Consider the following 24,937-nt stretch of genomic DNA (forward strand, 5'->3'; position numbering starts at 1 on the left):
GATTCCCTCACAACTCGACCACCATTTCTAATGCATCATGATGATTTCTAAAATAATATTTCTCATGGACCAACCGTGTCTCAAATCCAAAAGCCTCATACAAATCAATTGCTTCTTGGTTAGTGATGTCGACTTCCAGAGACATGCGGTTAAATCCATATTGTTTACTGTAATCAAAAACTTGATTTAATAATAAATGACCCAATCCAAACTTCTGATATGAAAGTAAAATTGCAAAGTTTGTAATGTGTGTCTCTCTACCAGCACTAAAAGAAAGTCCAATAAATGCGATTACATGCTCGTTATCAGACAACACTAAATACAGTGCATTACGATTTCGTATCTCCATAGTAACGATATCCTCAGGCCACGGTGCTGGCTTATCGTAAATGCTGGTTTGAATTTCCATTAAATCATCAACATCTGTCAATTTGGCTTTTCTTAAGGTCAATGTCTGCGCATTGATCTCAACTTGCTTGTCAGCAAATGGGTATTTTTCAGTCCCATCATTTGGCCAAACCGCCTCTTTAAATTTCTTCCACATAAGAAATATTACCGTCTTCCTTGTGTCCCTTTTCCATCCAATCATGTTCAGCTTGCGTCAAGCGTAAATATGTTGGCACAAAGGCATCAATATCTTTAACTGGTTGTTCATCTTTTGCCAAGTTAGCCAATTTAGCAGCATTTGGTAAGCTATCTTTTGTCAAAATTATTTCTGCATTTGGCATTTTATTTTGGATCAATTCTGCCAAGTGTTCACTGACATTGACGAATTGAATATTGTTCTCATCATAATTTGCCAAAAGTTCAAACAACTTATCCATCGAAATATGTTGATCAGCAATGACATTCACTACCTCATTACTTTTCAAAATATATGCTCCGGCAAAGGCATTGTCATTTCTAGCGTCAATAACAGGCACAGCTAACTTTCCATCGGTTCCATTGGCAGCAAGAACTCTCAAACTTGATACTCCAACTAACGGTTTGTTAAGAGTGAATGCTAGTGTCTTGGCAACCGTCACAGCAATTCGAACGCCGGTATATGAACCAGGACCGTCCGCAACCGCAATCAAGTCGATGTCATTTACAGACAAATTAGCAGTTTTCAATGATTCTTGAATATCCGGCAATATTGAAACACTGTGAGTCTTGATCTCAGTAGATTCCATATGAGCCAAAACCTTACCATCCTCAACTACAGCAACAGTTAGTGGCTTATTTGATGTATCAAAAGCTAATATCTTCATAATTTTCTCATTCCTTAATACAGGTATTCTACCATAAGTATTTCTTAACAAAAAAAATAGGCACTAACGGCCTATTTTGTTAAATCTTGTATTGCTTACCCACCTCAGGATGAAATACAGAATTCCTGTTTGATAAATCAAGGAAATTCCTTCTTTTGGTAAACGTGTGAGCAACATTACCCAGAATGGGTTATGTGTCATCATCGAGATCCAAAATGTATTCATCAACGTATTAATTACCACGGTAATTAAAAGAACTGTTAGAAACACATTCAGTAAAGTTACCTTACGGTTGTATAGCATAAACCCATAAATCAAGCCTGCGACCAATGCTGAAAGTGTGAAGCCCCAGAAGAAGCCTCCTCCAGTTGGCAGTAACACATTTGCAATGATATCAGCAGCTGCATTTGCAAACATTGCTTTGATCGGTCCAAAGTAATATCCCATCAAGCCGATAGCAATAAAGCTAAATCCGACTTGTAAAATTCCACTTCCGACTGACAGCTTGCTCAATACCATTTGCATTGCTATCAACAAGGCCATCCAAGTCAATTCATGGACGGTTATGCTCGTACTCTTAGTTCTGTTCATATTGACATCTCCCTAGCGGAGCTGCCACAAAATATAACTAGATAATGGCAATTAACTATATAGAGTGGCGAATGCGGAAACAAAACCGCGGGGTAAACCCCTTTGTCCGATGTTCACATTCCGTTCCATCAGCACTTAACGCTTTGAATCCTACTCCAAAAATTTATTACCCAATAATAGTAGCACAATTGACTCGTTTGTCCCTACCAATATGTTTAACTAATTATTTATTTTCCCAATGAAATTTGGCAATAACATTTAATTTATTATCTGTTTTTATCCAATGTGTCGAAACTAAATCTTCATCCATTTTCACAAATACTTCGGGATGACTTTCCAGATTCAACTCTTTATCATACTTAATATCCATACTCTTGATCCTATGTGTGGCAATGAATTCGATATCTAACGAATCGACCATCCAATCAAAATAAAATGAATTGTTAACATGACGGTTTACATCGATATTGTAATATCCTATATGTTGCTCTGCTTTTTTATCAAAGTCCTCAGGTTCCTTCATACGTGAAAATTTCTTAATTTTGGTAATTTCTCTTGAGCCAAATAAGTCTTTCAAACTATCAGCAGCACTGACGATTTTTCTTTCTTTGATATCAATGATGACAAATGCACTTTCCAAAGTTACTAATCTATTCCCATCAAGATCATCGATCCAAAAATCACGATAGAAGAAATACTTATTGTAACTAGTAGCACGAGTGCTGACTTTCAACTTTTGGCCTAGTTCTGGCATTTTCTTCAAGTCCATGTGATATTGAGTAACTACCCAGCCAAGGCCACGTTTGACCATTGAACGACTGTCAGCATCTTTTAGTTTCAATTGATCTTCTGACGCTAAGAGCATCACATCTATCAATGCCGAAAGACGTATGTCACCCGAAAAATTGGCAAAATAAAATGGAAAGGTGGCATCTTCTGTGAATACTTCTGCTTGTTCTGTTTCGTCCATATTATTTGTCTCCCTCAATATTATGATACAAATTGTAAACTGTTTGTTTCTTCAAATCATTTTGTGTTGCGACTTCTTTTATAGCTTTATTAGGTTTATTTCCAGCTTCGATCAGACGATCGACTGCTTTAACTAATTCATTATCGGTCATAACTTCAACTTCTTGTTCTGGCTTTCCGGCTATTACCAAAACATATTCACCCTTAGGTTCGTTTTCTGCGTAATAATCAATGACCTGGTCCAGTGTTCCTCGCAAAAATGCCTCATGCAACTTAGTCAGTTCACGCGCCAAGGCAATTTTTCGACATCCACCAAAGTATTCCTTCAAATCAGAAATAGTTTTTTGGACTCGATAGGGAGATTCATATACGATCGTCGTTTCATCCCTATTTGCCAAATTAGTCAAAGCTTCAGTCCGTTCCTTACCTTTTCTAGGTAAAAATCCATAAAAGTAAAACGGTTGTGGCTCAATACCGGAAGCAATCAACGCAGTTGTGGATGCAGTAGCTCCAGGCAATGGGACAACTGAGATTCCAGCTTCAATTGCTGCTTTGACTAACTCCTTGCCCGGATCACTAATAGAAGGAGTTCCTGCATCACTAATTTGTGCAATATCAGTTCCTTGATTCATTTTTTCTACTAATTCAGGAATTCGTTGAGCCGTGTTATGTTCATGAAAACTTATCAACTCAGTAGAAATATCAAAGTGTTTGAGCAAATTACGAGAATTCCGAGTATCTTCCGCTGCAACTAAATCCACATCCTGTAACGTCTGAACTGCTCGATAAGTCATATCATTCAGATTACCGATCGGTGTAGGCACTAAAAAAAGAGACCCCTTCGAATTATCAACAAAACTCTTTTGTTCTTTCATTCAAATTGCTCCCTTACTATGCTTTATTTTCTTTTGCATGTCCACGACCATAAATAACACCAAGACAGAAGACACATTCTTCATTGTTCTTACGGTGTGATCCATAAAATTGTTGGCACACATGAAACCCTTTTTCGTATAATTTTTCCAAATTTAATCGTGAACTTGGCAAATTATGATCTTCAAAATCTTTGCCTGCATTGTCCTCTTTATCCAAGTGTTTACGCAAGTTTTGATTTTCCATTTTTAATTCTTCATTTTCTTCGAGAGTCCTGGAAAATTGCTCACGAAGCTTGACCATTTGAGAACTTAAACTAACTAATTGATTGGTAATTTTATCAAACTCATCATATAAATCATTTTCTGCCATATTTTCACCTACTAACTAACATATTTTAATGACATGTCTTCTAAGATGGACTGAAATGATACGTTGCTTTTCCACATTTCTTCAGCTTTGAATAAATAATCTGAAAAATCGACGATTTCGGGAATTGTCTTTTTGGACAAGACATCTTCTTTTATCAAAACTGGATCCTTTATTTGATACCTAATGGATAATATATCACTAAAAATTTGATTCATCATATCAAAAAATATTTGCTGATGATTTTTATTCTCTATCATAGGCATTATATCTGTTTGTATATCTATGAAACTATCCATTTGAGCATTATTACACTGTCTCAACCACGTGGATATCGCCGTTTGTAACGACAAATAATTATCCCCTGGCATTGTTAAAAGATTTTTGATATCTGAAATTTCTAAGGCTGTTTTTGCAAAACTTTCTTTGTAGCCCTCAGCTTCTAAATCATTAATTTCGTCAGTATTACTTTTATTCGACAAGTGGAAAATCTGAACACGTGATTGAATCGTTGGCAAAACTTGTTTTGACGAATTACAGAGTAATATCATCATCAAATTGCCTTCAGGTTCTTCGATCGTCTTCAATAAATTATTGCTGGCTGCACTGGTCATTTTCTCAGCTTCATTGATGATCAGAATCCTACGATTACCCTGAGTAGCAGTCATATTGGCTTCTTTTTTGAAATACTTGATATCATCGACACCAATGCTTTGCTTGTCAGTTGTCACTTGTAATACATCGGGATTATCCCCCATTGCTATTGTTTTACAAGCCTGACAAGTTTGATCAGGAACACCATCTTGTAGATTTTCACAAAACTGACTCTGTGCCAACCAAATGGCCATCTGATTTCTAATTTGGGACGAAGCGTCATCAATAAGATAGGCATGACTAAGCATCCCCGCTTGAATTATCTTTTGAAATTCCGCGACGATCTTAGGTTGTTCTTGTGTTATATCTTCCATATTAAAATCTCACAAATTTGTCGACTGGCAAAATGAAGCATGTTGCTCCACCGACTTGGACCTCAACTGGATCACCGATACCAGTTTCCGGAAGTACAAATGACGAAGTCACATATTGAGTTCTAGTATGGCAAGCCTTCTTGATTACTTCTAAGGCACCATCTATTTGGTCATCTTCAACACCAATAATAAAGGTTGAATTACCTGATTTAAGAAATCCACCTGTTGATGGAAGTCGAGTAAATCTGAATCCATCTTTGACTAGCTTAGTTTGAAGCTGTTGACTATCTTTGTCTTGTACGATTGCTAAAATAACTTTCATGATTAATTACCTCCATTAAACACGTCTGGAAAACGCTTCTGGATAACAGCAAGTGCATCAGCTACTACCATGTCAGGATCCTGACTAGCATCGATGCTGACGATACGCTGTGGATTATCTTTAACTAATTTGAGATATGATTCATGGACACGCTTATGAAAATCTATCGAAGCTTGCTCTAATCGATCCATTGCTTCTTCATGATCTTTTCTGATTCTTGCTAAACCAACTTCTGGTGTAACATCGAAATAAATCGTCAAGTCAGGTAAATGACCATCGATTGCAAAATCATTGATTTTAGCAACTTCATCCATACCGATTTCACGTCCACCACCTTGATAGGCAACTGAACTATCTACAAAGCGATCAGTTAGCATGATTTTACCATCGTTCAAAGCCGGTAAAATAACATCTATCAAGTGTTGACGACGAGCAGCCGCATATAATAATGCTTCAGTTCGGTCATCCATATGGTCATCAGTGATATCAAGAATTATCTTTCTGATCTTCTCAGATATCGGACTGCCACCAGGTTCTCTGGACACTACTAATTCTTCATCTGTGCAAGCTTTTAACAATGGAACCAAGTTTTGCAAGGCAGTTGTCTTACCTGCACCATCTGGACCTTCGAACGATATAAATATTCCTGGCATTATAATATCTCCTAATTAATTAATACTATTTTACTTGAATAACTGATAAAACAAAAGAATATCGGTTCTGACTCTAATAAAAAAGAGAAAGGTTATTGACCGATCTCTTCATCATTTGACACTTATAAAACTTTTATTTTACCAATGCTTCTCAGCTGTACTTGGTTGATTTAAGAAAGTATCTTCATCGCTAAAAATAATATTAGTAGTCTCTCGTGCTTTCGTGCTACGACGACGAGCTTCTAGATAAAGAAATTGATATTTCACCATTTCCAACTTTAACTTAATACGAGTCTCGTCAGAAACTTCTAGTGAGTTGTCGACTAATTTTTGCATATTATTTGCGCGAGATTGGACTGCACTAATGTCGTCCAGAAGACGATTGTCTTCAGTTTTCTTTACGTTTACTTTTTTTCTTCCAAACATATTAAATCTCCCGGCGTCCTTGTACTGCACTCTTCAAAGTCATTCCATCAGCGTATTCAATATCAGATCCAACAGCTAATCCATGTGCAAGACGAGTTACTTTAATTCCAGCAGGTTTAACTAATTTTGCCAGGTACTGCGCAGTTGCCTCTCCATCAGGAGTTGCATTCGTGGCAATAATAAGTTCTTTAACTGCACTGTTATCTCGAAGTCGATTAAGTAATAATTTGATGTTGAGATTTTCAGGGCCTACTCCATCTACAGGTGATAAAACACCACCAAGAACATGATAAAGTCCATCGTATCCGTTCATATCATCAATTGCCATAATATCCTTTGGCTGTTCTACTACTAAAATCGTCGACTGATCACGGCTCTCGTCGCGACAGATCGAACAAGTTTCCTCAGTGGTTATATTTCCACAAATTGAACATGATCGTAAATCATTCTTTGCAGATAATAGGTTTTCAGAGAATTCTTGTACATCATCTTTATCCATAGTTAATGTATAAAATGCCATTCTGGTTGCAGTCTTACGACCAATACCAGGTAGCAGCATATAACTATCGATCAGTTTGGTAATTGGTTCAGGATAGTTCATTCTACATTAACCCATCCATGCCGCCTAAACCACTAGCGTATTGACCCATTTTACTCTTTTGATCTTCCAACATTTTGTCATTGGCATCGTTGATAGCCATGATGACCATATCTTGTAATGTATCTGGATCGTCTGGATCGATAAGCTTGTCAGCAATCTTCAAATCTGTAACTTTTCTTTCACCGTTCATTTTAAGAGTTACAAGGTCACCGGCAGCATGTCCTTCATATTCTGTATTCTTGATTTCATCTTGTGCTTCTTTTACTTGTTGTTGCATTTTTTGGGCTTCACGCATAATGTTAGCCATATTTCCACCCATTGCACCAAAGTTAGGTCCCTTACTCATAATTGTTTCCTCCTAGTCGTCTTTTACGTCTACAGCATCTTCACCAAACAATTTTACCGCTTCATCAACGGCCTCGTCAGTTTTTTTTGCCTTTGGTTCAGATTTTACATCGTCTTTGTTATCTAAATCAACATTATTGTTATTAATGTATTCTTTTCTAATCGTAGGCCATTCATCTTTTGGAACCATGACTATCTGACAATCATGTTTCAAAAGTCGTGATACATCATTAGTCAATGAATCCAACAAATCTTGATCTTCCTGTGCTTGTTCAAACCACATTGGATAATCAAAGGCCATCACGATTCCATCAGCGCATGCTGCAACTGGTTCTGATACCCGCATCATTGCCCGCTGAGTGACTGATAGCATACTCATTACATCTGGCCAAATATCCTTGGCATTGTTTAAATCTTCTCGGGTAGCTTGACCAAGAACTTTGTAAATCGCAGTTTTGTTTAGATGAGTCTTCTTATTGACCTTTTTCTCAGTTTTAACAGGTGCAGGACCATTAGAGACGTTTGCTACTCCATTTTTTGAAATATTAGATATTTCTTTTTTGAGTTGAGCAACTTCATCTGTTAGTTCAACAACTTTACCATCATCGGTAGCAACCGTAGCAGCAATTTCAGGCTGTCCACTTTGTACTGATGATACTTGTGGTTCACTGATTTTAACCGTCAATATTTCCATATAAACATCTGTTTGATTGGAATTCTTCAAGTTTCTTTGTGTATTACTTACCTGATCGACTATATAAAATAACTTATCGTTGTCGAATTTTTGAGAAATATCCAACATATCTTGAGTCATGATCGAACTATCCATTTGTTTGCTCAAATCGGTATTTGAGTTGTACAAAATCATATTACGACAAACTCTGATAATCATTTCTGTAAATCTGATGGCTGATCTACCACTGGCCAAAATCTTGTACAAACTAGTCAATGCATCAGCTGGTTTATTATTAGCTATCGCCGTCATATAAGAAACTATTTGTTCGTTACTCAAAGCACCAGTAACTTCTTGGGCATTATTCAATGTCAATTCATCTTTACCAAACGATAGAGCTTGATCCAAGATACTCAAGGCATCACGCATTCCACCTTCAGCGGATGCAGCAATGATATTTAATCCTTCTTCGTCATACTTGATATTCTTATCTTTTAATATCAATTCCATTCTAGCCAATAAGTCATCTTTAGAAATACGTTTGAAGGTAAAACTTTGAGTTCTCGAAATAATTGTAGCTGGAATTTTTTGTGGTTCAGTTGTTGCTAAAATGAACATTACATTTTCTGGTGGTTCTTCCAAAGTTTTAAGTAGTGCATTGAAAGCACCTTGTGAAAGCATATGAACTTCATCAATGATATAAACTTTAAACTTTGCTTCAGTTGGTGCATATTTTACTTTATCTCGGATGTCACGGATCTCCTCGACTCCGTTGTTGGAAGCAGCATCGATCTCGATAACATCGTTCAGGCGATTCTCGTTTGCGGCTTTACAGATCTCACACTCATTACATGGTTCTCCGTCGTGAGGGTTTAAACAGTTGACTGCTTTCGCCAAAATCTTCGCACATGACGTTTTACCTGTGCCTCGTGGTCCACTGAACAAGTACGCATGGCTGGTCATTTTGCTGGCAACAGCATTACGTAAAGTCTGTGTAATTACATCTTGACCCACAACATCTGCAAACGTTTGGGGACGCCATACCCGGTATAATGCTTGATATGCCATACTTTCTCCTATCAGTTGTTTAATATATTAAATTTTACCACAAATATAGGTCTTACCCTGCTCATTTACTTTGTTAAAAAAATTTACTTTTGGATAAAAAAAACTCCTAATCAAAATTGATTAGGAGGCTTATATGCATAACAAAAGGCACATGTTGCAACTTACTTAGTGCTGCTTTCTTCCGAACCTGACACGATTCGTAAGAGCACCATTGCCCTAAGGCCTTTCGGCAATAACTATCTTACTATAAATAATCTATTTATGCTACTTTTTACGGCGGATTTCTCGAAAGAAATTTCTCAAAAGATCTGCAGTCTCATCCTCACGAACACCACCCAAGAAGTCAGGTTGATGATTGTATCTAGTCTCAGCCAACAAATTATTGATTGATCCAACTGACCCAGCTTTGGGATCAAAGGCCCCAAAATAAACTTCTTCGATTCGACTATTAATGATAGCACCCGCACACATTGGGCAAGGCTCAAGCGTTACAAATAAACTAGTATGTTCTAATCTCCAACTACCTACTTTCGAACAGGCAGCTTCGATTGCAATTATTTCAGCATGCTTGATTGCATTCTGGGTCTCCTCACGTTCATTGAATCCAGTGGCGATAATCTCTGAAGTTTGATTATCCACAATAACACAACCAATTGGAACCTCTGCATGAGATTTGGCGATTTCCGCCTGCTTAATAGCCTGTCCCATAAAATCATGTATTTCTTGTTCTGAAAAAATCATAAATTAATTATCCACAATAGCTGAAAGTTTTTCTTCTAGTCCAGCTGGCAACTTAATGTCAGGTAGAGTAATGCTTTCGGCTTTCTCGCGGCCTTTTTCTATTATTTTAAATAAAATACGAATTTGAAAGTTAGATAAGTTATCAACGATAGACATTATCTTTTCGTCACCTTTAAGATATTTCTTTACATAACGTTTTAGCTGTTTGCGTTCTCGTTTGATTTTAAACTTTCTGACTGTTTTAAAACCAGCAATCAACAAGACTCCAACTCCAGCTGTGGCAACTGACAATCCTAATCCAATCAATGTTTTCTTATCCATAACAGTACCCCCGATATATTAAATTAATTATATAGCTTACTTCTAAGAATATAATACCCTTTATCTCGAGTTACAACTTCAACATTTTCATATGTTAGATCCATCAATTTCTTAGCAGATGGTGCACCCTGCTTTTTCTGCAAGACGATCCAGAGTTCTCCATTTGGAACCAAATAGTTCTTTGCTTCAGCTATGATACTGGATACAACTGACTTTCCAGCACGTACTGGCGGATTTGAAACTATCAAAGCAAATTGCTCATCAATATTCTCATAGGCATCAGATTCAAATATTGTCGCATTAGTTATCTTGTTGGCATCAGCGTTCTTTTTTGCGAGATCCATTGCCCGCAAGTTAACATCTGTCATTACAACTTGTCGTTTGGGTTGATTCTTAGCTAATGACAGTCCTATTGGTCCATAACCACAGCCAACATCCAAAATATTGCCCTGTGGCACGTTTGAAAAATCGATGGCATCAATTAATACTCTTGACCCATAATCAATTGTCTGACGTGAAAACACTCCACTATCGGAAGTGAATTTCAAATTATTTCCTTTTAAATCGAAATCAAATGTTTTTAATTCATGTTCAAGATTTTCTTGGTTTTCAAAATATTGATTTGCCATAATTATCCCTTTCCATTTGAGGGTAAAAAAAAATCCTCTTTCGAGGATTAATTTTAACATAAGTTAATTATTTCAATGTAACTGTTGCGCCAACAGCTTCAAGTTTTGTCTTCATTTCGTCAGCGTCAGCTTTAGCAACGCCTTCTTTGATAACCTTAGGTGCGCCATCAACTAAGTCTTTTGAGTCTTTCAAGCCAAGTCCTGTGATACCACGAACTTCCTTGATAACCTTAACTTTTTCTTGTCCTGCTTCTGTTAATTCAACGTCGAATGAATCTTTTTCGGCACCGGCGTCGCCACCAGCAGCACCTGCAGCAGCAACTGGAGCAGCAGCTGTAACGTCAAATTCTTCTTCGATTGCCTTAACTAAATCGTTTAGTTCAAGGATTGATGCATCTTTTAATTGGTCGATAATTGCTTGTGTATCTAAAGCCATTTTGATTTCCTCCAAATTGAGTTTTATATTTTTATTTAATAATTAAGCAGCTGGTTCGTCATCTTTCTTATCTGCAATTGCTTTAACAGTAAGAGCAAAGTCACGAACAGGAGCTTGTAATACAGATACCAACATAGATAGTAATCCATCTCTTGATGGTAATGTTGCAAGATCTTGAATTTGTTCAAGAGTAGCAACTTTGCCTTCGATCATTCCACCTTTAATTTCAACGGCTTCAACATCTTTGGCATATTTAGCAGCAACTTTAGCTGGAGCAACTGGATCTTCTTCAGAAAAGGCAATAGCTGTAGGACCTACGAATAAGTCTTCAATTCCTTCGATACCAGCAGCATCAGCAGCACGTCTCAAGATTGTATTCTTGACAACTTCCATGTGAGCACCTTGCTCACGTAGTTCAGCACGCATGTTAGTTGCTTCTTCAACTGTTAAACCTAAGTAGTCAACAACAACAACTGATTTTGCGTTCTTCAAGTTTTCAACGACTGCATCAACTTGTGCTTGTTTTGCGTCTAATTTCTCTTGCTTCATATTTACGTTTCACCTCCATAATTATTTTAGTTAACTCTACGATTAATAGGCTATAAAATAAAATCTCTGTACCCGAATGAGCACAGAGATTATTTAACAATCTTCTGGCCTCGGCAGGATATTAAGACATAAGTCACCTGAGTCTTCGGTAGAAATCAACTATTGTAATTTATCATCATTTTGGTTATTAGTCAATAAGATTAAGCATTAATCTTAAGGCCAGGGCCAAATGTTGATGTCATATTAACACTAACAATGTATGCACCCTTTAATGATGCTGGGCGAGCCTTCAAGATTGCTTCGTAGAATGAATCGAAGTTTTCTGCAAGCTTCTTTGTATCGAATGATGCTTTACCGATTGGTGCATGAATCAAACCATTTGAGTCAACACGGTATGCAACTTGTCCAGCTTTGATATCATTAACAGCCTTTGTAACGTCCATTGTAACTGTACCAGTCTTAGGGTTAGGCATTAAACCTTTAGGTCCAAGAACTCTACCTAAACGTCCAACCTTAGCCATCATAGGTGGTGTAGCAACAGCAACGTCAAAGTCTAACCAACCATCTTGGATTTTTTCAACAAGATCATCTGAACCTACTAGGTCTGCGCCGGCTTCTTCAGCTTGTTTAGCTTGAGCACCTTCTGCGAACACGATAACCTTTTGAGTTTTACCTGTACCATTTGGTAGTACAAGAGCACCACGAATTTGTTGGTCAGCTTGTTTTGGATCTACATCCAAGTTAATAGCAACTTCGATAGTTGAATCGAATTTTGCGTAATCAATTTTCTTAAGTAATTCAGCAGCTTCTTCGGCAGAATAAGTCTTTGACTTATCTAAGTCCTTGACTGCGTCCATATATTTTTTTCCATGCTTAGCCATGCTAAGTTCCTCCTTGCTTTGTGGTCCATTGGGGAATTTCCCCTCCCACTTGTTAAGAATGCTTTCACATCCCTGTAAACTGTGTAAAAGTTAAGACTAGTCTTTAACTTCGAAGCCCATACTTCTTGCAGTACCAGCGACCATACGCATAGCAGATTCAACACTAGCAGCGTTTAGGTCTTTCATCTTGGTTTCAGCAATTCCGCGAACTTGCTCTGATGTAACAGTAGCAACCTTCTTTGTGTTAGGTTCGCCAGAGCCACTATCAACACCAGCAGCTTTCTTCAATAGAACAGCAGCTGGTGGAGTCTTAGTAACGAAATCGAATGAACGATCTTCATAAACTGAGATTACAACGGGAATAATCATTCCTTGTTGATCTTGTGTACGTGCATTGAAATCCTTAGTGAATGCAACGATATTGATACCGGCTTGTCCTAAAGCAGGACCAACTGGTGGAGCTGGAGTAGCCTGACCAGCAGGTATTTGTAATTTAACGATGTTAGCAACTTTTTTAGCCACGAAACATACCTCCTTTGTCCGTGATGTGGTCATGATGAGAATGTATATTTTCTCTCCCACATGTATGTAAAACATACCGTAATAGTGTAGCACGGCCTAGCAACTATATCAATAACAATTTATTTTAATTCTTATCAACGTCATCAAAGTCAACTTCGGCGTTAGTCATACGACCAAACATGTCAACTTCAACTTTTAATTTCATATGTTCTGAATCGACTTCTGTGACTTTACCACTCATTTTTGAGAAAGCACCATCGATGATAGTTACTGTTTCTCCAACTGTGAAGTCAGTATCGTGTTGACGAGTACTGATACCTAAGTCATGCAAGATGTGATCAATTTCTTCTGGTAATAGTGGTGCAGGTTTACTACCTGAACCGTGACTGCCGACAAATCCTGTAACACCAGGTGTATTACGAACGATAAACCATGATTCATCAGTCATTACCATTTCAACTAATACATATCCTGGGAATGTTTTCTTCATCTCAGTTTTCTTTTTACCATTCTTTACTTCTGTTTCTTCGTCTTCAGGAACAACAGCACGGAAGATATAATCTTCCATACCCATTGATTGTGCACGAGATTCCAAGTTCTCTTTAACTTTATTTTCGTATCCTGAATAAGTATGCAATACGAACCATTGTTTTTCGCCAGCTTCAGCCATAATTTCCTCCAAAAAATGTCAAAATAAAAAAACCTCGAAATAAATTCGAAGTTTTTCTCTTGGTTAAAATAGTATCAGATTTCTCTGATGATTACAATTTTATTTACCCATGAAGAAGTGTTGAAGAATTGAAACTAGTCCCCAGTCGATCAATGCAAAGAAGATAGCGTAGATAAGTGAAGTCATGATAACAGTCCACGTATCTCTTCTATTTTCTTTGAATGTAGGCCATACAACCAATTTCATTTCTTTTCTAACACTGCCAAAAAATCTAAATAGTCTCATTTAGTCCTCCAAATTAACGCGTTTCTTTATGCAAAGTATGTTTGCCGCAATGCTTACAAAACTTCTTTACTTCTAGTCGTTCTGTACGGTTTGGGTTCTCTGTAATTGTATAATTACGTGATCCGCAAACGCTGCATGCTAAGGCAACTTTTCTTAGTCCCATATAGTTTCACCACAATCTTCCGTATATCTAGCACGGTTTTTGTCTTTATAATTGTATCGTTTTGATATAAGAAAGTCCATTAGAATTTGAAAAAACTACTTCTGTGTCAATTGACGTCTAATTTTATTTTTACACCTACTCGATGCTCTAAGTAACTTTCCAATATCGCATTGTTGGCGAAGGCACGCATCCTCGACAGTAGTTTCTCCGAGTATCACTCGAAAAGCAATCAATTCTAAATCACTCAACTCAGAAATTATCGTTTCAACATGAGTAACGATATCCAGCATCTTAGGTGCCGGACGAGTAAGAAATTCAAACATATTCTCATTCTTTTCCATGATTGATTCAAACGACTGAGTTTCAGAATTAGCACGTCTTTTGATTGCTCTTTGCGCACGTATTATCGACACGATGTGATTATTGAAACGCATTTTGAAGAAGTTTGCAAATTTAGAACCATGATCACCGTCGTAAATCTTACAAGTTTGGTGACAAACTATATAAGCTTCTTGATACCAATCGTTACGATCATAGCCTTCGATCCAGTATATCTTGTAAAAATTATCTACGATCGGTCGATATTTTTTCATTAAAGATTGTAAAGCAGCCGAGTCATCATTCTCTCTTACGAGTTGAATCATCGATAGTTCATTAGTGTTTATCATTAAGATATCCATTCTTATTGATTACACGCTTCCTTTTATAAAGTACCATGAGAAAATCACTAATATAACCGAACGTCTGTTTACAAAAAAGCCGTTAACATTTTTAGTTAACGGCTTATAAAATATTATAAATTATGCATTTCTTGAAGCATAAGCTTGATACAAAAGTATCCCTGTTGCGACACTAGCATTCAAACTTTGAACGTGTCCGACCATTGGAATATTAAGTGTTTGATCAACTTGTTTTTGAACAAGTGGTGAAACTCCTTTACCTTCGTTACCGATAACTAATGCAATTGCACCTTTGGCATTCCATTCACGATAGTTATCGCCTTCCATGGCTGTCCCAAAGATCCAGACGTTACGTTTCTTCAAGTCATTGATCGTATTGACTAAATTAGTCACACGGACAACCGGAACATGTTCGATAGCTCCGGTTGAAGTTTTAGCAACAACTGATGTTAATCCTGATGAACGATGTTTTGGAATAATGATACCGTCGACACCAACAGCGTCAGCTGTACGTAAAATTGATCCCAAATTATGTGGATCTTCGATCTTATCAAGAATCAAGATAAATGGATCTGTACCTTTTGCTTCAGCACTTTTAAAAATATCCTCTAGTTCAGCATATTTATATGGTGCAATATATGCTGCCATCCCTTGATGATTTCCACCATCGGTTATGGAATCCAGCTTACTCTTCGGCACATCTTGAACTATTAAACGATCACGTTTAGCAATCTTAACAACTTCACCAATATGCTCACTTGTTAGTCCTTTTTGGACCAATACTTTGTTAACACGCTGATTGGCGGTTGGTGATTTCAGCAACTCCATCACTGAATGATGACCATAAACCAATTCACTTTCATCTAAGTTTGAATTATTTTGCATCTGTCTCACCCGCCTCAACTTTTTCTATACAGTACTTAACTAATTCTTCAAGTCTTTCTTTGTTTCCTGAAATTTCTAAATATCCCATCAATGCTTCGAACCCAGTCGACATATGATAAGTGACGACACTCGTATTCTTAGCTTTGGTATATTTCTTGGCATTTCGTCCATTCTTATAAATTCTCAACTCATCATCAGATAATAGATCTTCTTCTGTCATGAGATTTATTAATGAAGCTTGAGCCTTTGCTGAAACATAATGTGTTGCCCGTTTCTGTAATTCATTAACTTTGGTAATATTCAGGTTCAGCAAATGTTCACGAATATATACCTCATAAACAGCATCCCCCAAATAAGCAAGAGTGACGCCATTCAATTGTTCTATTTTAACCATCTATATGCCACCGTGTTCCCTGTGGAGTATCTTCAAGGATAACTCCCATATCTTTTAATTTGTCTCGTAAACTATCGCTTGTCGCAAAATCCTTGTCAGCACGTGCTTGATCACGTTGGTCGACCATTGCTTGAATCTCGTCCGATAATGATTGATCATTATCAAATTTTATACCCAAAATACCACCTAATTCGGCAATATTTTTCAAAATATATTCGGCATTATCTTTATTTACAGATTCCTTCGAACTGTAATTATTAGCTAAACTAACCAATTCAAAGATGCTTGTTAAACCATTTTGAACATTAAAATCATCATCCATCGCCTCTTTAAATCCAGCAACGATTTTATTTACTTGTGATTCAACATCCTTGTCAGCCTCACCATTAGCACCATCAATTCTAAAGTTCAAATTGTTATAGGCAGTTTTTATTTTATCGAGGTTATCTGCAGCTCGCTCGAGGTTACCCTTCGTGTATTCCAAGGGACGACGATAGTGGGTCGACGATAGGAAGAAACGCAGAACTTGAGGATCAGTCGTCTTTACCAAATCATGAACCGTTACGAAATTACCTAATGATTTACTCATTTTTTCGTTATTCTCAACAGTAACAAAACCATTGTGCATCCAATAATTAACAAATTTTTTGCCAGTTTCGGCTTCGCTTTGAGCAATTTCGTTTTCGTGATGTGGAAATTCCAAATCTTGTCCGCCACCATGAATATCGAAATTTTCACCCAAATACTTTGTAGACATAACAGAACATTCAATATGCCAACCTGGACGTCCTTTACCCCAAGGAGAATCCCAATTGATCTCACCTGGTTTAGCTTTTTTCCAAAGTGCAAAATCAATCGGATCTTGCTTCTTATCGAACTCAGCTTCACCGATATGTTCACTTGCCCCTTGGACTAACTGATCAATATCCATGCCCGACAACTTACCATAATTCTTAAACTTACGAGCACGGTAAAAGACATCCCCTTGAGATTCATAAGCATATCCTTTTTCGATAAGTACTTTAATAAAGTCAATTATCTCAGGGATATTATCAGTGGCTCTAGGATTAACGGTCGCACGCTGAACATTTAATTGTTCGATATCTTCAAAAAAGGCCGCAATAAATTTATCAGCAACTTCGGGAACTGTGATGTTTTCCTTAGCAGCCTCTTTTATCATTTTATCGTCAACGTCAGTAAAATTGGATACGAACTTAACTTTATATCCTATGTATTCCAAATAACGTCTGATTGTGTCAAAAGCCACGATCGAACGGCCATTTCCAATATGGATATAATTGTAAACTGTTGGTCCACAGACATACATATTTACTTGATCAGGTTGAATAGTTTTAAATTCTTCTTTTTCTCGTGTGTACGTATTAAAAATTTTCAGCATATATTATCACCTATAAGAAAAGAGGTTGAGGCAAAACAATGTTTTCCTTCAACCTCTTATTTGTACTAAATATCTTAGCACTAATTATTTCATTTGTTCTAATGTCTTATCAATATTCTTCAATGCTTGGTCACGACCGAATAATTCGATTGCTTCAGCTATAGCTGGGCCATGCATTGTACGTGTTGTAGCAATTCTAGCTGGCATGTAAAGTTTTCTACCCTTAACGCCAGTATCTGCACGAACACCTTGAATAGCAGCCATGATTTGAGTTGCTGTAAAGCGTTTAAGATCGGCTAACTTACCACGTAAGTCTTCGATTGCTTTACGTGCATCATCATCTTCAAGCTCTTTTTGTTCATCATCAGTCAATACATCTGGTTGATTGAAGAATACATCTGATAATTCAACGATTTGTTGAGTAAAACTCATTTGTGGCATATATAATTCTACCAAGTGTCTTACCCATTGGATCGTATCTGTATCAGGGTTTTCTTGAACGTGTTTTGCAACGATAAGGTTTTCGAGTGCCAAATCAGTTATTTCACTAACGTCAGCATTCTTAACATATTGGTTGTTGACCCATTCAAGCTTCTTTTGATCAAATTTAGCTGGTGATTTACTCAAACGAGTTTCATCGAAAATCTTGATAAATTGTTTGCGAGTAAATAATTCTTCTTCACCGACTGGTGACCAACCTAGCAATGTAATGAAGTTAAACATAGCTTCTGGCAAATAACCTAATTCACGATATTGTTCGATGAATTGTAGAACTGACTCATCACGTTTACTTAGTTTCTTACCAGTTTCAGTATTGATGATCAATGTCATGTGACCGAATTTTGGTGCTTCCCAGCCAAGTGCATCATAAATCATGATTTGTTTTGGAGTATTAGCAACGTGATCATCACCACGAAGAACATGACTGATCTCCATTAAGTGGTCATCAACTACAACAGCAAAGTTGTATGTTGGCATACCATCACGTTTTTGGATGACCCAGTCTCCACCAAGTGTATCAGCAGCAATTGAGACTTTACCCTTTACGATATCATCCCATTCATATGTCTTGCCAACTGGTACATGAATACGAACAACAGGAGTTAAACCAGCATCTTTTGCAGCTTGGATCTTTTGAGCTTTTTCTTCTTCACTCATTCCAGCAAATTCATATTCGTAATGAGGCATTACACCGCGTGCTTCTTGATCCTCACGCATCTTTGTAAGCTCTTCTTCAGTTGTATATGATTCGTAAGCTAAACCTTTATCAAGCAATTCTTGGATATACTTTTGATAAATTTCCTTACGTTCAGACTGACGATATGGACCATAATCTCCACCTACATCAGGACCTTCATCCCAGTCAACACCCAACCATTTAAGGTTTTCAAGTTGACTCTTTTCGCCGCCTTCAACATTTCTCTTTGTATCAGTATCTTCGATACGAATAACGAATGTTCCCTTATGAGCGCGTGCAAATAGATAATTAAAAATTGCAGTTCTTGCGTTACCTATATGTAAATGTCCTGTTGGACTTGGTGCGTATCTCACACGAATTTTATTGTCTGCCTTGTTTGCCACTTTTACGTTCTCCCCTTTTGTTCTTTGTAGTCCCTTTATTGTCAGCAGATCCCTTAGGATTGTTGGCTTGGATACCGTTAAATGAATGCTTTGGTTTTGCGAAAATCATTTTACCAGCGTCGGTCTGCAATGCACTTGTAACGATAACGTCCAATGACTTATTAATGAAGAATTTACCTTCCTCAACAACAACCATTGTCCCATCTTCCAAGTATGCCACACCTTGTTCTCGCTCGGTACCTTCTTTTATAACTTTAACAGTCATTGATTCTCCTGGCAAAACCATCGGTTTCAAAACTTTTGCTAGTTCATTGATATTTAAAACTTCAACGTTTTGAAATTCACTTACCTTATTTAAATTATAATCATTTGTTAAAACTGCACCACCAATTTCCTTAGCCAATTTGATCAATTTATTATCGACCTCAGGAATATTGTCATAATCTCTAGTGGTAGTTTCATATTTGATAGTTTGATCCATTTTCATTTCATTCAAAATATCTAAACCACGACGACCACGTTCACGTTTCTGATTGTCACTTGAGTCAGATATCAATTGAAGTTCATGAACAACGAAATCTGGAATCATCATTTTACCTTCCAAAAATCCTGTTTGAGCAAGTTGATGAACACGACCATCTATAATAACAGAAGTATCAAGTATCTTATAAGGATAAAAATCTTTCTTTGTTTCACGTTCAATAATTTGTCCATCAGAACCTAATTTGTCAGAATTCTTAGAATGTTTCGTTAATGAAAAACTCTTCCAATCATTTCTTCTCGTCGTTCCGATTCTAAATCCAATAAATCCAAAAATAATCATTAAGATAAGTGGAATTATGGTATTAAATGTCAAAGTTGACATCATATAAAATGGAATCGAAATGATATTCGCTAAGATCAAGCCTCCAATCAAGAACACAGCTCCAAAGATAATATATCCTGGAGACCTTGAACCAAGACTCTTTTCAATTCTAGAATTCAGATTGGTAATAGGCTGGACGAATGGAAATGAGAAAAAATAAAAAATAAGACCGCCAGTAAGTCCGTCCACATAGCCATTGTTAACCAAGTGAATATTTGCTATGCCAGTTGCACGCCACAGATACGGTAAGACTGTAATACCAACAGCAACACCAATCAGCGCGAAAATAACATTAACTAAAAATTTGCGCATGTAAAACCTCCTTTAAAATACTTTACTCATTGCTTCAGAAATCGTACTTACACCAATAATTTGAATCTTAGATTTCTTAGCCCAGTCACCAATGTTGTTTTTAGGAATAAATATTCTTTGAAAACCAAGTTTTTCAGCTTCATTCACACGTTGATCAATTCGATTTACTCGTCTGATCTCACCTGTTAAGCCTACTTCACCAACAAAACAATCGGTTGCAGATATTCCAATATTTTTATAACTTGAAGCAATCGACATGGCCAATGCTAAATCAATCGCAGGTTCATCCAATTTCACACCACCAGTCGACTTCAAATAAGCATCCTGGTTCTGCAACATTAGATTACCACGTTTTTCAAGAACCGCCATAATAACCGATACACGATTGTGATCCAGTCCCGTCGCAGTTCTCTTAGCATTTCCGAAAACTGTTGGTGTGATCAAAGATTGAATTTCAACCAGAATTGGTCGAGTTCCTTCCATAGATACAACAACGGCAGAACCATTAGTATCTTTTAGACGTTCTTCAAGAAAAATCTCGGAAGGATTGGCGACTTCGACCAATCCCTTTGTCTGCATTTCAAAAATACCTATCTCATTAGTTGAACCAAAACGGTTCTTGACTGAACGCAAAATACGATAGCTGTGATGAGTATCCCCTTCAAAATATAGCACTGTATCTACCATGTGTTCCAGTACCTTTGGACCCGCAATGGCTCCACCTTTTGTTACATGGCCAACAACGAATACAGTAATATTTTGTTGCTTGGCAATATTCATCAATTCAGCTGTAACTTCTCTAATTTGCGAAACACTACCAACAGCAGAAGATATCTCTGGTTCATCCATAGTTTGGACCGAATCGATAATCAAATAATCAGGTTTTATTTCATCAATAGTTTGACGAATATAACTCATATCTGTTTGAGGATAAACATAAAGATTATCCCCACTGATACCTAGTCGATCGGCTCTCATTTTTATCTGTGAGGCACTTTCTTCACCAGAAACATATAGTACTTTACCTTCAAACTTTTGGAGTTGTCCTGAGACTTGTAATAGCAAAGTAGATTTACCAATTCCGGGATCCCCACCAATAAGAATTAATGAGCCTGGAACGATTCCTCCGCCAAGGACACGGTTAAGTTCAGATAATTCGGTTTTGATTCGAGGTTCTTTTTCAAAAGCAACACTATCTAATTTAACTGGGCGAGATTCCAAGTCACTGGTTCTACGACTTGGTGTGGCTTTAGCTGATTCAACTCGTTCAACTTCCTCAACCATTTGATTCCATGAACCACAGTTTGGACAACGCCCCAAATACTTGGGAGAAACGTAGCCGCAATTTTGACACACAAACTTACTTTTTGCTTTTGCCACTTAATTAAATCCTCTTTTCACTTAAAACAGATTATTTAACACCAGAAGAACCGAAGCCACCTTGACGTTCCTTGAGGCCACCTTGATCATCATCAGTAGTTAAATATTTTAGAAAAATTCCTTGGGCCAAACGTTCACCCTTCTTGATATGCATATCTTTAGGGAAAAAGTTAACTAATTGAATAAATAGTTCTCCCTCATTTCCTTCGTTATTGTAATAGTCAGCGTCGACAACTCCAATACCATTTGGGATCGACAATCCACGCTTCAATGGATTACTTGATCGACTAGAAATGATCAGAACTTCATCATCTTGCATATAAGCTTTGACACCTGTTGGGACTAAAACCGGTTTGATAGATTTCTGGACTTCATCCAATTTTGCGTCATCTATTTTACCCTTACTCAACAAAAACTTGATAGCATTTAGCACTCCAAATTTCCACATTGATGGAACAACAAAATCTTCTGCACTTTCGATATCATACCCAGCAGCATTCTTTGTTTGACGAACTGGTAAATTGATGTTTTTATCTTGATATTTTTCTACAATTTCAAATCCACGTTTTTTTGGCAAAATAATAGCTCCTTTTCTGTCGTAACTATTTAAAATAATATCATTTAACCTATGATAAAACTATGTATAACACTGACTTTCACAGCTTATTAATGTAAGATTAAGATTAAGATAAATATATTAATACACAGGAGGCGTTCCATGGAAATAAAACAAGAGGAACATCGTTTCTATATTAATGATGGCGAGGAATTCGTTGGTGAAATCACATTTACTCCTATTAAAGAGGGTGTTATTTCAATCGACCATACTTTCGTTGACAAAAAATACGGTGGCCAAGGATTAGCTGGAAAACTTTTAACAGCAATGCTTGAATATGCCGAAAAAGAAAATCTTAAAATAGTTCCCGTTTGCGAATATGCCAAAGCTAATTTCGACAAGCGACCTGAAATCAGATATTTATTAGCTGACAATTATCAAGAACTTTTAGACAAAGAATTAGCCAAAAAAGAAGAAGCCGACAAGGAGGACAAATAATTGAATCAAGATGAATTGAAAAAAGCTGTAGGTGTTAAATCAGTCGATTTTATCCAAAGTGACTCAATAGTAGGATTGGGAACAGGTTCAACCGTTTATTATATGATCGAGGAACTTGGTCGTCGTTACCAAGCCGGAGAAATCAAAAATATCGTTGGTGTATCAACATCTTCACGCTCACAAAAACAAGCAGAATGCCTTGGCATTCCAATGAAAGACTTGAATGAAGTTGACCACATTGATCTAACAATCGATGGAGCTGACCAAATTGATAAAAACTTCCAAGGTATCAAGGGTGGCGGTGCTGCTCACCTTCTCGAAAAGATGGTAGCTACTAATTCACACAAGAATCTTTGGATCGTTGACCAATCTAAAATGACTGATCAACTTGGTAGTTTTCCCCTTCCAATCGAAGTTATACCTTTTGGTTGCCAAAAGACTTTTGACGACTTAAAGAAAGAAAATTTAATGCCTGAATTCCGTCTCGATGAAAACGGCAAACGTGTCCTTACACATAATAAGAACTATATTATTGATCTTAAAAATGGTGTTATCGAACACCCACATATCCTTGCTGACTGGTTAGATCACCAAGTTGGAATAGTTGCGCACGGTCTATTTCTTGATATAGTTAATACTGTGGTTGTTGGTTACGATGATGGTCCAAAAGTAATCGATAATATCAGATAATCAAATAAAGGGAGAGTAATTTATGACTAAGGAAATCACTTCAAAAGAACTATCAGATTTTCAAAATGCATTCGAGAAAACACCAGGTTCTGCTGCAATCAAAAATGCTGTTACAAATAATGGAATTTACAAATCAAGTGAGACATTAGATTCAAAAATTGCAATGGATCCAACTTTCTCTGTTGAGCTTGAAACTGGTTCAGTTTCCGATCAAAAACAATCTGGACTTTGCTGGGTATTTGCCGCATTAAACACTATGAGACATCCCTTGCAAGACAAATTTAAAATCAAAGGATTTGAACTTTCAGAAGCTTACATGCTGTTCTGGGATAAGTTAGAAAAATCTAATTTCTTCTATGAAAATGTTATTAACACTGCCGCCCTTCCAGTTGGCGACCGCAAAGTCGACTTCTTGATGACAACACCTCAACAAGATGGTGGTCAATGGGATATGATCATGGCACTTGTTCAAAAATATGGCGTTGTTCCTAAGAGCGTGATGCCTGACACTGCAAGCAGAACTAATTCATCTGAATTGAATACTGTTCTTAATACTAAATTACGTAAGAATGCCATCACTCTTCGTAAATTAGTTAGCGATGGAGAATCTGATGAAGATATCCAACGCCAAAAAGATGAAATGTTAAGTGAAATATACAAGATTTTGGTTTACACAGTTGGCGAACCACCTACAAAATTTAGCTGGGCCTACCGTGATGATGATAAAAAATACCATAAAGAATCTGGTATTACACCACAAGAATTTTTCAAGAAATATGTTGGCTGGGATCTAGACAACTATATTTCAACAATCAATGCTCCAACTGATGACAAGCCTTATAACCATGTTTACACTGTTGAATTATTGGGTAATGTTGTTGGTGGACGTCAAGTACGTCACTTGAATCTGGACATTAACGACTTCAAATCACTTGCCGTAAAACAATTACAATCAGGCGAGGCCGTTTGGTTCGGTAGTGATGTTGGTCAAAGTTCCGACCGTAAGTTAGGAATCATGGATACAAACATCTATGATCTTGAAGGATTATTCAATACTGATCTTGCAATGACCAAGGCACAACGATTGGATTATATCGAAAGTATGATGACTCACGCCATGGTTATTACTGGTGTTGACTTGGATGACAACGGCAAACCTACAAAATGGAAAGTCGAAAATTCATGGGGAGAAAAAGTTGGTAAAAAAGGTTACTTCGTTATGAGTGATTCTTGGTTTGACGAATATGTTTATCAACTAGTTATCAACAAGAAGAACCTTAGTGATAGCTTGAAATCAACCTTTGAAACAGAATCTAAAGATCCTAAAGTACTAGCTCCATGGGATCCAATGGGTGCATTAGCATAATTAATTAATCTCTGAGACTTCTCAGA

General features: G+C 37.0%; 34 protein-coding genes, 1 other RNA gene, 1 riboswitch and 1 other annotated feature. Of the genes, 3 read left to right on the top strand and 32 right to left on the bottom strand.

Annotation, left to right across the window (positions count from 1 at the left end):
- Positions 1-7: 7 nt before the first annotated feature.
- The 32 genes from rimI to EKM63_RS07010 all read right to left on the bottom strand — a co-directional run bounded on the left by rimI (position 8) and on the right by EKM63_RS07010 (position 22,378).
- On the bottom strand, positions 8-544 hold the full coding sequence (rimI, locus tag EKM63_RS06855) for a ribosomal protein S18-alanine N-acetyltransferase (RefSeq protein ID WP_125705060.1): 537 nt from the start codon (positions 542-544) through the stop codon (positions 8-10).
- Complete coding sequence (gene tsaB / locus EKM63_RS06860) at positions 528-1,250, bottom strand: tRNA (adenosine(37)-N6)-threonylcarbamoyltransferase complex dimerization subunit type 1 TsaB (protein ID WP_125705062.1); 723 nt, start codon at positions 1,248-1,250, stop codon at positions 528-530. The genes rimI and tsaB overlap by 17 nt, the downstream gene beginning before the upstream one ends.
- 63 nt (positions 1,251-1,313) lie before the next feature.
- Positions 1,314-1,841, bottom strand: coding sequence for a folate family ECF transporter S component (locus tag EKM63_RS06865; RefSeq protein ID WP_125705064.1), 528 nt, complete (start codon positions 1,839-1,841; stop codon positions 1,314-1,316).
- A 63-nt stretch (positions 1,842-1,904) separates the two neighbouring features.
- Positions 1,905-2,001, bottom strand: a riboswitch (THF riboswitch).
- A 63-nt stretch (positions 2,002-2,064) separates the two neighbouring features.
- The gene (locus EKM63_RS06870) at positions 2,065-2,811 is read right to left on the bottom strand and encodes an acyl-[acyl-carrier-protein] thioesterase (protein ID WP_125705066.1); all 747 of its coding nucleotides are present in this window, start codon (positions 2,809-2,811) and stop codon (positions 2,065-2,067) included.
- A 1-nt stretch (position 2,812) separates the two neighbouring features.
- Positions 2,813-3,685 (bottom strand): 16S rRNA (cytidine(1402)-2'-O)-methyltransferase, encoded by an 873-nt coding sequence (rsmI, locus tag EKM63_RS06875; RefSeq protein ID WP_125705068.1) that lies wholly within the window; start codon positions 3,683-3,685, stop codon positions 2,813-2,815.
- Positions 3,686-3,701: 16 nt separating this feature from the next.
- Positions 3,702-4,055, bottom strand: a complete 354-nt coding sequence (locus EKM63_RS06880) for a DNA replication initiation control protein YabA (protein ID WP_125705070.1) — start codon at positions 4,053-4,055, stop codon at positions 3,702-3,704.
- 11 nt (positions 4,056-4,066) lie between these two features.
- Complete coding sequence (locus tag EKM63_RS06885) at positions 4,067-5,020, bottom strand: DNA polymerase III subunit delta' (RefSeq protein ID WP_125705072.1); 954 nt, start codon at positions 5,018-5,020, stop codon at positions 4,067-4,069.
- Position 5,021: 1 nt separating this feature from the next.
- Positions 5,022-5,342 (bottom strand): cyclic-di-AMP receptor, encoded by a 321-nt coding sequence (locus EKM63_RS06890; protein WP_125705074.1) that lies wholly within the window; start codon positions 5,340-5,342, stop codon positions 5,022-5,024.
- Positions 5,343-5,344: 2 nt separating this feature from the next.
- Positions 5,345-5,995, bottom strand: coding sequence for a dTMP kinase (tmk, locus tag EKM63_RS06895; RefSeq protein WP_125705075.1), 651 nt, complete (start codon positions 5,993-5,995; stop codon positions 5,345-5,347).
- Between the two features lie 138 nt (positions 5,996-6,133).
- Positions 6,134-6,421 carry a YaaL family protein gene (locus EKM63_RS06900; protein ID WP_125705077.1) on the bottom strand — a complete coding sequence of 96 codons (288 nt, stop codon included), beginning with the start codon at positions 6,419-6,421 and terminating at the stop codon, positions 6,134-6,136.
- Between the two features lies 1 nt (position 6,422).
- Positions 6,423-7,022, bottom strand: coding sequence for a recombination mediator RecR (recR, locus tag EKM63_RS06905; RefSeq protein WP_125705079.1), 600 nt, complete (start codon positions 7,020-7,022; stop codon positions 6,423-6,425).
- A gap of 1 nt (position 7,023) precedes the next feature.
- Positions 7,024-7,368, bottom strand: coding sequence for a YbaB/EbfC family nucleoid-associated protein (locus EKM63_RS06910; RefSeq protein WP_125705081.1), 345 nt, complete (start codon positions 7,366-7,368; stop codon positions 7,024-7,026).
- A 12-nt stretch (positions 7,369-7,380) separates the two neighbouring features.
- Positions 7,381-9,108, bottom strand: a complete 1,728-nt coding sequence (gene dnaX / locus EKM63_RS06915) for a DNA polymerase III subunit gamma/tau (RefSeq protein ID WP_125705083.1) — start codon at positions 9,106-9,108, stop codon at positions 7,381-7,383.
- A 127-nt stretch (positions 9,109-9,235) separates the two neighbouring features.
- Positions 9,236-9,336, bottom strand: an RNA gene (gene ffs, locus EKM63_RS06920) — signal recognition particle sRNA small type.
- Positions 9,337-9,372: 36 nt separating this feature from the next.
- Positions 9,373-9,849 carry a nucleoside deaminase gene (locus tag EKM63_RS06925; RefSeq protein WP_164504924.1) on the bottom strand — a complete coding sequence of 159 codons (477 nt, stop codon included), beginning with the start codon at positions 9,847-9,849 and terminating at the stop codon, positions 9,373-9,375.
- 3 nt (positions 9,850-9,852) lie between these two features.
- Complete coding sequence (locus EKM63_RS06930; protein ID WP_125705085.1) at positions 9,853-10,170, bottom strand: hypothetical protein; 318 nt, start codon at positions 10,168-10,170, stop codon at positions 9,853-9,855.
- A gap of 23 nt (positions 10,171-10,193) precedes the next feature.
- On the bottom strand, positions 10,194-10,799 hold the full coding sequence (locus EKM63_RS06935; RefSeq protein ID WP_125705087.1) for a class I SAM-dependent methyltransferase: 606 nt from the start codon (positions 10,797-10,799) through the stop codon (positions 10,194-10,196).
- 67 nt (positions 10,800-10,866) lie between these two features.
- A complete protein-coding gene (gene rplL / locus EKM63_RS06940; RefSeq protein ID WP_125705089.1) occupies positions 10,867-11,235 on the bottom strand; it encodes a 50S ribosomal protein L7/L12 in 369 nt (122 codons plus the stop codon).
- Positions 11,236-11,277: 42 nt separating this feature from the next.
- Complete coding sequence (rplJ, locus tag EKM63_RS06945) at positions 11,278-11,784, bottom strand: 50S ribosomal protein L10 (protein ID WP_125705091.1); 507 nt, start codon at positions 11,782-11,784, stop codon at positions 11,278-11,280.
- Positions 11,785-11,832: 48 nt separating this feature from the next.
- Positions 11,833-11,951, bottom strand: a sequence feature (ribosomal protein L10 leader region).
- 33 nt (positions 11,952-11,984) lie between these two features.
- On the bottom strand, positions 11,985-12,665 hold the full coding sequence (gene rplA, locus EKM63_RS06950; RefSeq protein WP_125705093.1) for a 50S ribosomal protein L1: 681 nt from the start codon (positions 12,663-12,665) through the stop codon (positions 11,985-11,987).
- 96 nt (positions 12,666-12,761) lie between these two features.
- Positions 12,762-13,187, bottom strand: a complete 426-nt coding sequence (gene rplK / locus EKM63_RS06955; RefSeq protein ID WP_125705095.1) for a 50S ribosomal protein L11 — start codon at positions 13,185-13,187, stop codon at positions 12,762-12,764.
- A gap of 124 nt (positions 13,188-13,311) precedes the next feature.
- Positions 13,312-13,857 (bottom strand): transcription termination/antitermination protein NusG, encoded by a 546-nt coding sequence (gene nusG, locus EKM63_RS06960; RefSeq protein WP_125705096.1) that lies wholly within the window; start codon positions 13,855-13,857, stop codon positions 13,312-13,314.
- Positions 13,858-13,956: 99 nt separating this feature from the next.
- Positions 13,957-14,142, bottom strand: a complete 186-nt coding sequence (secE, locus tag EKM63_RS06965) for a preprotein translocase subunit SecE (protein WP_125705098.1) — start codon at positions 14,140-14,142, stop codon at positions 13,957-13,959.
- A 13-nt stretch (positions 14,143-14,155) separates the two neighbouring features.
- On the bottom strand, positions 14,156-14,305 hold the full coding sequence (rpmG, locus tag EKM63_RS06970; RefSeq protein ID WP_010624856.1) for a 50S ribosomal protein L33: 150 nt from the start codon (positions 14,303-14,305) through the stop codon (positions 14,156-14,158).
- Positions 14,306-14,400: 95 nt separating this feature from the next.
- Positions 14,401-14,973, bottom strand: coding sequence for a sigma-70 RNA polymerase sigma factor region 4 domain-containing protein (locus tag EKM63_RS06975; protein WP_125705100.1), 573 nt, complete (start codon positions 14,971-14,973; stop codon positions 14,401-14,403).
- A gap of 132 nt (positions 14,974-15,105) precedes the next feature.
- On the bottom strand, positions 15,106-15,870 hold the full coding sequence (gene rlmB, locus EKM63_RS06980) for a 23S rRNA (guanosine(2251)-2'-O)-methyltransferase RlmB (protein ID WP_125705102.1): 765 nt from the start codon (positions 15,868-15,870) through the stop codon (positions 15,106-15,108).
- Complete coding sequence (locus EKM63_RS06985; RefSeq protein ID WP_125705104.1) at positions 15,860-16,264, bottom strand: Mini-ribonuclease 3; 405 nt, start codon at positions 16,262-16,264, stop codon at positions 15,860-15,862. The genes rlmB and EKM63_RS06985 overlap by 11 nt, the downstream gene beginning before the upstream one ends.
- Positions 16,257-17,663 (bottom strand): cysteine--tRNA ligase, encoded by a 1,407-nt coding sequence (cysS, locus tag EKM63_RS06990; RefSeq protein ID WP_125705106.1) that lies wholly within the window; start codon positions 17,661-17,663, stop codon positions 16,257-16,259. The genes EKM63_RS06985 and cysS overlap by 8 nt, the downstream gene beginning before the upstream one ends.
- An 84-nt stretch (positions 17,664-17,747) precedes the next feature.
- The gene (gene gltX / locus EKM63_RS06995; protein WP_125705108.1) at positions 17,748-19,244 is read right to left on the bottom strand and encodes a glutamate--tRNA ligase; all 1,497 of its coding nucleotides are present in this window, start codon (positions 19,242-19,244) and stop codon (positions 17,748-17,750) included.
- Positions 19,222-20,421 (bottom strand): PIN/TRAM domain-containing protein, encoded by a 1,200-nt coding sequence (locus EKM63_RS07000; protein ID WP_125705110.1) that lies wholly within the window; start codon positions 20,419-20,421, stop codon positions 19,222-19,224. Before EKM63_RS07000 ends, gltX begins: the two co-directional genes overlap by 23 nt.
- A gap of 12 nt (positions 20,422-20,433) precedes the next feature.
- The gene (gene radA, locus EKM63_RS07005) at positions 20,434-21,801 is read right to left on the bottom strand and encodes a DNA repair protein RadA (RefSeq protein ID WP_125705112.1); all 1,368 of its coding nucleotides are present in this window, start codon (positions 21,799-21,801) and stop codon (positions 20,434-20,436) included.
- 31 nt (positions 21,802-21,832) lie between these two features.
- Entirely contained in the window at positions 21,833-22,378 is a 546-nt protein-coding gene (locus tag EKM63_RS07010) for a dCTP deaminase/dUTPase family protein (RefSeq protein ID WP_125705114.1), read from the bottom strand.
- Positions 22,379-22,519: 141 nt separating this feature from the next.
- Here EKM63_RS07010 and EKM63_RS07015 point away from each other — a divergent pair, with 141 nt between their 5' ends.
- From EKM63_RS07015 to EKM63_RS07025, 3 genes are read left to right on the top strand one after another with little or no spacing between them, the layout of a single operon-like run.
- Complete coding sequence (locus tag EKM63_RS07015; RefSeq protein ID WP_125705116.1) at positions 22,520-22,855, top strand: GNAT family N-acetyltransferase; 336 nt, start codon at positions 22,520-22,522, stop codon at positions 22,853-22,855.
- Entirely contained in the window at positions 22,856-23,545 is a 690-nt protein-coding gene (gene rpiA, locus EKM63_RS07020) for a ribose-5-phosphate isomerase RpiA (protein WP_125705118.1), read from the top strand.
- Between the two features lie 22 nt (positions 23,546-23,567).
- Positions 23,568-24,911, top strand: coding sequence for a C1 family peptidase (locus tag EKM63_RS07025; RefSeq protein WP_125705120.1), 1,344 nt, complete (start codon positions 23,568-23,570; stop codon positions 24,909-24,911).
- The last annotated feature ends 26 nt before the right edge of the window (positions 24,912-24,937 follow it).

The sequence above is a fragment of the Companilactobacillus mishanensis genome (assembly GCF_003946505.1).
GTDB lineage: Bacteria > Bacillota > Bacilli > Lactobacillales > Lactobacillaceae > Companilactobacillus > Companilactobacillus mishanensis.

What these genes read in the sequence shown, in the direction of transcription:
- rimI (WP_125705060.1), bottom strand. Translation starts at nt 544, where the DNA reads ATGTGGAAGAAATTTAAAGAGGCGGTTTGGCCAAATGATGGGACTGAA.
- tsaB (WP_125705062.1), bottom strand. Translation starts at nt 1,250, where the DNA reads ATGAAGATATTAGCTTTTGATACATCAAATAAGCCACTAACTGTTGCT.
- EKM63_RS06865 (WP_125705064.1), bottom strand. Translation starts at nt 1,841, where the DNA reads ATGAACAGAACTAAGAGTACGAGCATAACCGTCCATGAATTGACTTGG.
- EKM63_RS06870 (WP_125705066.1), bottom strand. Translation starts at nt 2,811, where the DNA reads ATGGACGAAACAGAACAAGCAGAAGTATTCACAGAAGATGCCACCTTT.
- rsmI (WP_125705068.1), bottom strand. Translation starts at nt 3,685, where the DNA reads ATGAAAGAACAAAAGAGTTTTGTTGATAATTCGAAGGGGTCTCTTTTT.
- EKM63_RS06880 (WP_125705070.1), bottom strand. Translation starts at nt 4,055, where the DNA reads ATGGCAGAAAATGATTTATATGATGAGTTTGATAAAATTACCAATCAA.
- EKM63_RS06885 (WP_125705072.1), bottom strand. Translation starts at nt 5,020, where the DNA reads ATGGAAGATATAACACAAGAACAACCTAAGATCGTCGCGGAATTTCAA.
- EKM63_RS06890 (WP_125705074.1), bottom strand. Translation starts at nt 5,342, where the DNA reads ATGAAAGTTATTTTAGCAATCGTACAAGACAAAGATAGTCAACAGCTT.
- tmk (WP_125705075.1), bottom strand. Translation starts at nt 5,995, where the DNA reads ATGCCAGGAATATTTATATCGTTCGAAGGTCCAGATGGTGCAGGTAAG.
- EKM63_RS06900 (WP_125705077.1), bottom strand. Translation starts at nt 6,421, where the DNA reads ATGTTTGGAAGAAAAAAAGTAAACGTAAAGAAAACTGAAGACAATCGT.
- recR (WP_125705079.1), bottom strand. Translation starts at nt 7,022, where the DNA reads ATGAACTATCCTGAACCAATTACCAAACTGATCGATAGTTATATGCTG.
- EKM63_RS06910 (WP_125705081.1), bottom strand. Translation starts at nt 7,368, where the DNA reads ATGAGTAAGGGACCTAACTTTGGTGCAATGGGTGGAAATATGGCTAAC.
- dnaX (WP_125705083.1), bottom strand. Translation starts at nt 9,108, where the DNA reads ATGGCATATCAAGCATTATACCGGGTATGGCGTCCCCAAACGTTTGCA.
- EKM63_RS06925 (WP_164504924.1), bottom strand. Translation starts at nt 9,849, where the DNA reads ATGATTTTTTCAGAACAAGAAATACATGATTTTATGGGACAGGCTATT.
- EKM63_RS06930 (WP_125705085.1), bottom strand. Translation starts at nt 10,170, where the DNA reads ATGGATAAGAAAACATTGATTGGATTAGGATTGTCAGTTGCCACAGCT.
- EKM63_RS06935 (WP_125705087.1), bottom strand. Translation starts at nt 10,799, where the DNA reads ATGGCAAATCAATATTTTGAAAACCAAGAAAATCTTGAACATGAATTA.
- rplL (WP_125705089.1), bottom strand. Translation starts at nt 11,235, where the DNA reads ATGGCTTTAGATACACAAGCAATTATCGACCAATTAAAAGATGCATCA.
- rplJ (WP_125705091.1), bottom strand. Translation starts at nt 11,784, where the DNA reads ATGAAGCAAGAGAAATTAGACGCAAAACAAGCACAAGTTGATGCAGTC.
- rplA (WP_125705093.1), bottom strand. Translation starts at nt 12,665, where the DNA reads ATGGCTAAGCATGGAAAAAAATATATGGACGCAGTCAAGGACTTAGAT.
- nusG (WP_125705096.1), bottom strand. Translation starts at nt 13,857, where the DNA reads ATGGCTGAAGCTGGCGAAAAACAATGGTTCGTATTGCATACTTATTCA.
- secE (WP_125705098.1), bottom strand. Translation starts at nt 14,142, where the DNA reads ATGAGACTATTTAGATTTTTTGGCAGTGTTAGAAAAGAAATGAAATTG.
- rpmG (WP_010624856.1), bottom strand. Translation starts at nt 14,305, where the DNA reads ATGGGACTAAGAAAAGTTGCCTTAGCATGCAGCGTTTGCGGATCACGT.
- EKM63_RS06975 (WP_125705100.1), bottom strand. Translation starts at nt 14,973, where the DNA reads ATGATAAACACTAATGAACTATCGATGATTCAACTCGTAAGAGAGAAT.
- rlmB (WP_125705102.1), bottom strand. Translation starts at nt 15,870, where the DNA reads ATGCAAAATAATTCAAACTTAGATGAAAGTGAATTGGTTTATGGTCAT.
- EKM63_RS06985 (WP_125705104.1), bottom strand. Translation starts at nt 16,264, where the DNA reads ATGGTTAAAATAGAACAATTGAATGGCGTCACTCTTGCTTATTTGGGG.
- cysS (WP_125705106.1), bottom strand. Translation starts at nt 17,663, where the DNA reads ATGCTGAAAATTTTTAATACGTACACACGAGAAAAAGAAGAATTTAAA.
- EKM63_RS07000 (WP_125705110.1), bottom strand. Translation starts at nt 20,421, where the DNA reads ATGCGCAAATTTTTAGTTAATGTTATTTTCGCGCTGATTGGTGTTGCT.
- EKM63_RS07015 (WP_125705116.1), top strand. Translation starts at nt 22,520, where the DNA reads ATGGAAATAAAACAAGAGGAACATCGTTTCTATATTAATGATGGCGAG.
- EKM63_RS07025 (WP_125705120.1), top strand. Translation starts at nt 23,568, where the DNA reads ATGACTAAGGAAATCACTTCAAAAGAACTATCAGATTTTCAAAATGCA.